Annotated in this window: 7 protein-coding genes; all 7 read left to right on the forward strand. The window is 57.1% G+C overall.

Features of this window, described 5'->3' with window-relative positions:
* The first annotated feature begins 29 nt into the window (after positions 1–29).
* The 7 genes from GSQ91_RS08985 to kdpC all read left to right on the forward strand — a co-directional run bounded on the left by GSQ91_RS08985 (position 30) and on the right by kdpC (position 8,747).
* Positions 30–1,448, forward strand: coding sequence for a hypothetical protein (locus GSQ91_RS08985; RefSeq protein WP_158821199.1), 1,419 nt, complete (start codon positions 30–32; stop codon positions 1,446–1,448).
* A gap of 12 nt (positions 1,449–1,460) precedes the next feature.
* Positions 1,461–2,549, forward strand: a complete 1,089-nt coding sequence (locus GSQ91_RS08990; RefSeq protein ID WP_158821200.1) for a glycosyltransferase family 4 protein — start codon at positions 1,461–1,463, stop codon at positions 2,547–2,549.
* A gap of 32 nt (positions 2,550–2,581) precedes the next feature.
* On the forward strand, positions 2,582–3,991 hold the full coding sequence (locus GSQ91_RS08995; RefSeq protein WP_158821201.1) for an outer membrane beta-barrel protein: 1,410 nt from the start codon (positions 2,582–2,584) through the stop codon (positions 3,989–3,991).
* Between the two features lie 222 nt (positions 3,992–4,213).
* Positions 4,214–4,300 carry a K(+)-transporting ATPase subunit F gene (gene kdpF, locus GSQ91_RS26220; RefSeq protein ID WP_158821347.1) on the forward strand — a complete coding sequence of 29 codons (87 nt, stop codon included), beginning with the start codon at positions 4,214–4,216 and terminating at the stop codon, positions 4,298–4,300.
* Between the two features lie 18 nt (positions 4,301–4,318).
* Positions 4,319–6,106: a potassium-transporting ATPase subunit KdpA gene (gene kdpA, locus GSQ91_RS09005; protein WP_158821202.1), complete on the forward strand. Its 1,788-nt coding sequence runs from the start codon at positions 4,319–4,321 to the stop codon at positions 6,104–6,106.
* A 10-nt stretch (positions 6,107–6,116) separates the two neighbouring features.
* Positions 6,117–8,156, forward strand: coding sequence for a potassium-transporting ATPase subunit KdpB (gene kdpB / locus GSQ91_RS09010; protein ID WP_158821203.1), 2,040 nt, complete (start codon positions 6,117–6,119; stop codon positions 8,154–8,156).
* Between the two features lie 9 nt (positions 8,157–8,165).
* Entirely contained in the window at positions 8,166–8,747 is a 582-nt protein-coding gene (gene kdpC / locus GSQ91_RS09015) for a potassium-transporting ATPase subunit KdpC (RefSeq protein ID WP_158821204.1), read from the forward strand.
* Positions 8,748–8,892: the final 145 nt, after the last annotated feature.

An 8,892-nucleotide genomic window follows, 5' to 3' on the forward strand; every position in this document is an offset into this window, starting at 1 on the left:
GACATCCCTCCGGACAATCCCCCAATACTATGAACGCCCCAGAGACTTGCTTTGTAGTTCCGACGCATCGATTGCGCGATGTAAGCGAAACAATTCACGAATACGACAAACATTTTTGGAAGAACGGTCATTCTCCACAAATGATCGTCTTCGACGACTCTACCCCTACCAATGTAGAGAAGTACTTCGGCAACCTGGAAAAGCTGAAGACCAACTCCGATCTGTTCTATGTAGGCCCCCGCGAAAAAGAAGAATTCCTTACGTACATCAACTCTCGCCTGCGTAATAAGCGTTTGGAGCCACTGGTGAAGAACCTCTTTCGTCCCAGTTATGGTGGCAATCGAAACTACACCCTGATGTACTCTCTCGGGGGACTGATGGTTAGTTCGGACGACGACATGCGGCCGTATTCCTTGATGGAAGATAGCCCGGAATCGCTGGAGAACGATGAGATCAGTCGAGGCCGATTGCATAAGGTCGGCAAAAATGGATACGCGCGAAAATCATTCGACATTATGTCCGCCTTCTCCGATGTCCTGGGAAAACCCGTCTCCGAGATTCCCGAAAACTATGAGCACGGAGATTTCCTGGTCGATACCGCAATGGACCTGGAGACCAACACCACCAATGGGCTTGTCGAAGACAATGCAACTGTTTTGCAACGAGGAAGAGTGTCCGACGATGCGGTCGTCAAGATGGCCCAGACCTTTCGGTCGGGCACGAATGACATCGATGCCATCGATTTCGTCGATATGTTTCTGAATGACGAAGAGCAAGTCAGCCTGGATAGCTTGAACGATCTCTATGTCCTTGTGAACTTTCGTCCTGCGGTTACGAATAAAAACTGGCGTATGGACTGCGGTGTGGCAGGGTACGACAACACCTTTGGACTGCCTCCATTCTTTCCGACAAGACTGCGTTTTGAGGACTATATCTATCGTCTTTGGATTCAGCAGGAAGGTATCGTTGCAGCGCACGTAGATGCAGCGCAGCACCATACCAAGAGCAACTACATGCGCAATCCGCCGGCCTCTGAAGTGCTCAATGAAGAGATTGCCAACTTACTTAAAAGAAAGATCAAGTCTTCACTCTCCAGCGTGGATGAGCTAGGTATCACCTTCGGCTACACAGGAGAGGTCACCGCGCAGGATGCAGAGGAGATTCTGGAAAAGATCACCAGCCTCCATCGCCGCGCGATCCATGCTGCCGAAACGGCGAAAAGCCAGGAGCGCATCGACGCGCTTCGTCTCTTTGCGGCCAATCTCGAAAAAGCATTCTATGGTTTCGAGCCGGATTTCTTCCAGCACAATCTACTGCGCATCGTCGATGATGCGATCGCTGTGATCAAGGCTTCTATTGAGCTTTGGCCCACGCTGGTAGAGATCTGCTACTTTCAGAAACTTCGCAACGGCCTTCCCATGTTGCACCTGGGTCGGGCGACACGGTAATCGAGGCAACACATGCGAATTGCACAGGTATCTCCACTCTTCGAGAGCGTTCCTCCAGCACTCTACGGTGGTTCAGAGCGAGTAGTTTCATGGCTCACAGAAGAGCTCGTCGAGCTGGGCCACGAGGTCACATTGTTTGCCAGCGGCGACTCGCAGACTAAGGCGCACCTTGTGCCGGTATGCGAGAAAGCCCTGTGGCGCGACAAGGATTGTCGTGAGACGTTGCCGCATCATGTGCGCATGATGGAACTGGTCTTTCAAGATATATCCCGCTTCGACATCATCCACTTTCACAGCGACTATATTCATTTCCCCTTGGTTCGCCGCTATGGCTGCGCATCGGTCACTACGCTGCACGGTTTTGTTCACGATCATGATCTATGCGAATTGCTGGAGGAATATCGCGACGTTCCGCTGGTCGCGATCTCGCATAGTCAGCAGGAACCTGTTCCAGATGCTGGCTGGCAGGGGACGGTGTACCACGGTCTTCCGGAGACGCTTCATACCCTTCATGCGCAACCAGGAGAGTACTTCGCATTTCTAGGCCGCACCTCTCCCGACAAAGGACTCGAACGCGCGATCGAGATAGCCAGGCGCACCGGAGTTCCGTTGAAGATCGCGGCGAAGATCTACGATGAAGACCGCAACTACTTTGAACAGGTCATTCAGCCTTTGCTGCAGAAGAGTGCATCCTTCGTGGAGTTTGTAGGCGAAATCGGCGGCGCAGCCAAGGAAGAATTTCTCGGTCGCGCCAAGGCGCTGCTCTTTCCCGTGAGCTGGCCTGAACCCTTCGGTCTGGTCATGATTGAAGCCCTGGCGTGTGGAACTCCTGTCATCGCCTGGAGACGGGGCTCTGTGCCCGAGGTCATACAGGATGGGGTTACCGGCTTTGTTGTCGACAGCGTTGAAGAAGCTGTCGGGTGCCTGCCTCGGCTAGCGAACATTCGCCGCGAAAGCTGCAGGAAGATGTTTGAAGCCCGCTTTCGCGCAAAGAGAATGGCAACCGACTACCTCCGCATCTATGAGAAGGTCATTCACGACAGAGACCAGGAACGTCTAGCAGCTGAGCAACAGGTCAACGCTTTCGCATGTAGCGCATAATGGCATCTCAGAGGATGTGCCCCGGCTCCTATATGAAGCTTCTCTTGTCGCTCGTCGTCTGCTTCATCGCTTGCGGAGTCCACTCTTTTGCCCAGGAGCAACCGGCAGTGCCTTTGCCGGAGAACCCCTCTCCTAAACAGGCAACGCAGTCTTTCTGGGGTAAGCTCGATGAGTTCTATCGGGAAGACTGGCACGGTACAGCGCCCGACAGTCCTGCGCCGCCGCGGCGCGGCCTCCCTCAGCCGCTTGCTTCGCCACCCTTTCCCAACTCCGATTGGTCCTATGGTGGTTCCCCGGTAATCGGCGAAGCGGATACAAACAGCTACCCGCTGATGACGGCCATCAACGGCGCTCAAAGCCGGACCAAGGTGTACGGCTGGATCTCGCCCACCCTCAACTTCAGCACCTCGGCGCATAGCAACTCGCCAGCGGTCGATGATGTGTATTCCAATCGCTTCGAGTTGAATCAGGCCGTCCTCTACGTCGAACGTCTCCCCAACTCCGTGCAGCGCGAGCATGTGGACGTGGGTTATCACCTGACGGCCCTCTATGGAACGGACTACAGGTTCACCACCAACAAGGGCTATCTGGGCAGCCAGTGGATCGATCACAACCACGAATACGGCTTCGATCCGGTTCTTGAGTATATCGACGTGTATATCCCGCAGGTAGCAAAGGGCATGAACATCCGCGCGGGACGCTACATCTCGATTCCCGGCATCGAGGCGCAGCTTACGCCGAATAACTACATCTTCAGCCACTCGCTGTTGTATTCGGTTGATCCTTTTACAGATACCGGAGTTCTCGCCACGGTGCAGTTGACCGACCGGTGGCTCCTGCAGGCGGGTATCACCGGCGGCCACGACGTCGCTCTATGGACCAGGGATGCGAAGCCCTCAGGGACGGCCTGCGTCAGCTACACCACGGCTTCGGTCAACGACAATCTGTATCTCTGCGCCAACGGTCTCAATAGTGGCAAGTACGCCTATAACAACCTGCAGCAGTACGACGGCACCTGGTACCACCGGTTCTCAAAGACCTGGCACATCGCAACAGAGGCCTGGTATATGTACCAGCGTGACGTCCCGAGTACCGGTGGTCCGATCACCCCGGAAGCCAATACTAATGCGGCGACCTGCCATCCAGGTTTGCGGACCTGCCTTGCCCCGGAGTACGCCATCGTCAACTACGTGAACAAGCAGCTATCGGCGCACGATTTTCTGTCATTCCGAAGCGATTTTCTCAACGATAAGAAGGGCCAGCGAACCGGTGTGAACACGAAATACACTGAAAACACAATGATGCTGAGCCACTGGATCGGATCGACGGTACAGATCCGTCCTGAGGTACGATTTGAGCATGCATGGGACCGCAATGCCTATGATCGCGCAACCCGGCAAAGCCAATTCACGGTCGCCAGCGACCTCATCCTCCACTTCTGACCTTCCATACGATATCTTTATGCTTTTCTGATGACCCCGAGTAGAAACTTACAGATGGTCATAGGGCCCAGGTTTCTATGATGGTTCGTGCGCCTGTCGCCGGACTTAGGAGCAGACATTATGTGGGACATCGGATGTGTTGTAGCCAGCATCGCATTTTTCATCATCGCCATCGCCTATACCGCCGGCTGTGAACGCCTTGCGTCGAAAGCAGGCAAGTAAATGATCGAAACAATTTTGCTTGGCATTGTGGTTCTCGGCCTTCTCCTTTACCTTGTTTACGCGCTTCTACAGCCAGAAAAGTTTTAACAGGACACCCTTAAGATCATGACCGCCAACGGCTGGTTTCAAATACTCCTCTTCTTTGCCCTCGTGCTCGTCTGTGCGAAACCCATAGGCATCTACATGGCACGGGTCTTCGGACGCGAAAAGACGTTCGCTGACGTCATCTTTCGTCCACTCGAACGCGTCATCTACAAGCTGACCGGCATCGACGAAACCCATGAGATGCGCTGGACCGAGTATGCGATTGCAATGCTCGTCTTCAGTCTCGCCACGTTGCTCGTCACGTATGCGATTGAGCGCTTGCAGTACTTTCTGCCGCTCAATCCACAGCATCTCGCGGGAGTTCCGGCCGATCTGGCGTGGAATACCGCGGTCTCCTTTACGACCAACACCAACTGGCAGTCCTATGTGCCCGAGACGACGATGAGCTATCTCACGCAGATGCTCACGCTCGCGTATCACAACTTCTTCTCGGCTGCTGTGGGCATGGCCTTGGCTGTGGCGCTCATTCGCGGCATCGCGCGCCGCGAGTCGAAGACCCTCGGCAACTTCTGGGTCGATACAACGCGCGCGTCGCTCTGGGTTCTGCTTCCTACATGCTTCATCTATGCGCTCTTACTCGTCTCGCAGGGCGTAGTGCAGAACTTCCGCCCCTACGATCAAGCCAAGCTCGTTCAGCCTTTGACGGTGACGACGACAGGCGCTGACGGCAAAGCCACGACGCAGACTGTTACCACGCAGAGCATCGCTCAGGGACCAGTCGCTTCGCAGGAAGCGATCAAGATGCTGGGCACCAACGGCGGCGGCTTCTTCAACACCAACAGCGCACATCCCTTTGAAAATCCAACGCCATTTTCCAACTTTCTGGAGATGTTCTCCATCTTCCTGATTCCTGCGGGACTCACCGTAACGCTGGGCCGGATGACCAAAGCTCCCGCGCATGGATGGGCTGTCTTCGCCGCGATGGCCGCGCTCTTCTTTGTCGGCGTCTTTGTCGCGTACTACGCAGAGGCCAAACCGAACCCGCTGCTGCACTCCACTGCGATACACGTCGACCAGCACACCACGGCGGCCCAGCCCGGCGGCAACATGGAGGGCAAAGAGGTTCGCTTCGGCATCGCCAATTCCGCGCTCTTCGCCACGGTTACGACTGATGCAAGCTGCGGCGCTGTGAACGCCATGCATGACTCCTTTATGCCGCTTGGGGGCCTCGTTCCTCTGGTCAACATCATGTTGGGTGAGGTCATCTTCGGAGGCGTCGGCGCCGGACTCTACGGCATGCTGATCTTCGTTGTGCTTGCTGTGTTTATCGCCGGCCTTATGGTCGGGCGCACGCCAGAGTATCTCGGCAAAAAGATCGAGTCCTACGACGTGAAGATGGCGATGCTCTACACGCTCATCTTTCCGCTTTCGATCCTTGGCTTCTCCGCCGTCACGCTGATGATGCCAAACCTTGGCCTGAGTTCGCTGGCCAACGGTGGCCCACACGGCCTCTCGGAGATCCTGTACGCCTTTACCTCGGCAACCGGCAACAATGGCTCCGCCTTCGGAGGCTTGAACGCCAACACCCACTGGTACAACCTCTCGCTCGGCGTCGCCATGTTGATTGGCCGTTTTCTGATGGTCATCCCGGTGTTGGCTATCGCCGGCAATCTGGCGAAAAAGAAGCTCGTTCCGCCTTCCCCTGGAACCTTCCCGGTGCATACGCCGCTCTTCACGGTGCTGCTCATCGGCACGATCCTCATTGTCGGCGCGTTGACCTTCTTCCCGGCGCTTTCGCTTGGTCCGGTTCTCGAGCACCTGCTCCTCCAGGCTGGAAAGGCCTACTAAGGAAACCCTGATGGCAAACACACGTAAGCGTTCCCTTTGGGACACAAAGATCGTCGGCCGCGCACTGAGCGACGCCTTCATCAAGCTGAATCCTCGCACGATGATGAAGAACCCGGTCATGTTCGTCGTGGAGATCGGCAGTCTGATCACCACGATCTACACCGTCCGCGACGTCATCCAGGCGCATCACACCCTGCGCTTCGACCTCCAGATCACACTCTGGCTGTGGTTCACCGTGCTCTTCGCAAACTTCGCCGAGGCGATGGCGGAAGGCCGCGGCAAGGCCCAGGCCGACGCTCTGCGCAAAGCCAAGTCCGACACCATCGCCATCCGCCTTCGCGCCGATGGCACAACCGAAGAAGTCCCCAGCCTCAATCTTCGTTCGGGCGATATCTGCCTCATCGTCGCTGGCTCCATGGTCCCCGGTGATGGCGAGATCATCGAAGGTGTCGCCTCGGTCGACGAGTCGGCCATTACCGGCGAGTCTGCTCCTGTAATCCGCGAAGCGGGCGGCGATCGCTCCGCCGTAACGGGCGGCACTCGCGTGCTGTCGGACGAGATCAAGGTCCGCATTACCTCAAACCCCGGCGAGACATTCCTCGACCGCATGATTGCATTGGTCGAAGGCGCGGAGCGTCAGAAGACACCCAACGAGATCGCGCTGAACATTCTTCTCGCTGGACTTACGATCATCTTCCTGCTCGCCGTGGTCACGCTGCAGCCGATTGCGATCTATTCAACGGCTCCTCAGACCGTCTTCGTTCTGATCTCGCTGCTCATCTGCCTGATCCCGACGACCATCGGTGGCTTGCTCTCTGCCATCGGTATCGCTGGCATGGACCGCCTCGTACAGTACAACGTACTGGCGATGTCGGGCCGCGCGGTCGAAGCTGCTGGCGATGTCAACACGTTGCTGCTCGATAAAACTGGAACGATTACGCTCGGCAATCGTCAAGCAGCAGCATTCATCCCAGCTCCAGGCGTCAGCAAAGACCAACTAGCCGACGCCGCGCAGTTCTCCTCGCTGCCGGACGAGACGCCTGAGGGCCGCAGCATCGTTGTGCTCGCCAAAGAGCTCTACGGCCTGCGCGGACGCGAGCTCCACGACCTGCAGGCGGAGTTCGTTCCGTTCTCTGCCACTACGCGCATGTCTGGCGTGAACATGGAAGGCCGCATCATCCGCAAGGGTTCTACGGATGCCATTGCGCGCTTCCTGCAGGAGCGCGGCGGCTCGCTGCCCGACCAGGTTCGCATCGATGTCGAAACCGTTGCGCGCTCTGGCGGAACTCCTCTCGTCGTCGCCGAGAATCGTCAGGCACTCGGCGTGATTCACCTCAAGGACATAGTCAAAGGTGGCATGAAGGAGCGTTTCGCCCAGCTTCGCGCCATGGGTATCAAGACCATCATGATCACCGGCGATAACCCACTGACCGCAGCGGCCATCGCCCGTGAAGCCGGCGTCGACGACTTTCTTGCCGAGGCCAAGCCCAAGGACAAGATGGACCTCATCAAGCGCGAGCAGGCCGAAGGCAAGCTCGTCGCGATGACCGGCGACGGCACCAACGACGCTCCCGCGCTCGCCCAGGCCGACGTAGGTGTTGCCATGAACACCGGCACGCAGGCCGCAAAGGAAGCCGGCAACATGGTGGACCTGGACTCCAACCCCACCAAGCTCATCGAGATCGTAGAGATCGGCAAGCAGTTGCTGATGACACGCGGCGCACTCACAACGTTCTCGATCGCGAACGACGTAGCAAAATACTTCGCCATTATTCCGGCGATGTTTGCCGCGACGTTCCCGGTGCTGAACGCGCTCAACATCATGCACCTGAAGACACCGCAGTCGGCCATTCTCTCGGCGGTCATCTTCAACGCGCTCATCATCGTCGGCCTCATTCCGCTGGCGCTGCGCGGCGTCAGCTATAAAGCTATGTCGGCTGAGGCGCTGCTGCGCCGCAACCTCCTCATCTACGGCGTTGGAGGGTTAATCGCGCCGTTCCTGGGTATCAAGATCATCGACTTAATCATCACCGCCATTCACCTGGCATAAGGGGCAGTCATGCGCCGCAACATTATCACCGCTATCCTCTACACCCTCGTCACGACGATCATCTTCGGCGTCGCCTATCCACTCCTAGTCACCGGCGCGGCACAGCTCTTGTTCAAGGACAAAGCCAACGGCCAGCTCATCACAGAGAACGGAACTGTTGTCGGCTCGCACCTTCTTGGCCAGTCGTTCTCCGCGCCGACGTACTTTCACTCCCGCCCCTCGGCTGCAGGCAATGGCTATGACGCCGCCAACTCCAGCGGCTCGAACTATGCGCCTACCAACCAGAAGCTCATCGACAGGGTCAAGGGCGACGCTGCTGCAGCGAACGCAGATCATCCCGGCACCGATGTTCCCGTCGATCTGGTCACGGCGTCCGGTTCTGGTCTGGACCCGGACATCACACCGGCAGCGGCAGAGTATCAGGTAGCTCGCGTGGCGAAGGAACGCCACATCTCGGAGAGCGCCGTGCACGATCTCGTAGCGAAGCACACCCAGGCACGCCAGTTCGGCGTGTTGGGCGAACCACGCGTCAACGTACTGGAGCTCAACCTGGACCTCGATCACACCGCCCCGCTTGTAGCCGCGAAATAGTAGCGGCTAGATGTGAAGTTGGATTACCTCAAATGCTGTCATCTTGACCGGAGGCGGCGTCTTTTGCCGCCGTAGTGGAGAGACCCCTGTATTTTCGCCCGGAGCTGCATAGCTGCTGGCGGCAGAATGCAGGGGTCTTTTCCTG

The sequence above is a fragment of the Granulicella sp. S156 genome, assembly GCF_009766105.1.
GTDB lineage: Bacteria > Acidobacteriota > Terriglobia > Terriglobales > Acidobacteriaceae > Granulicella.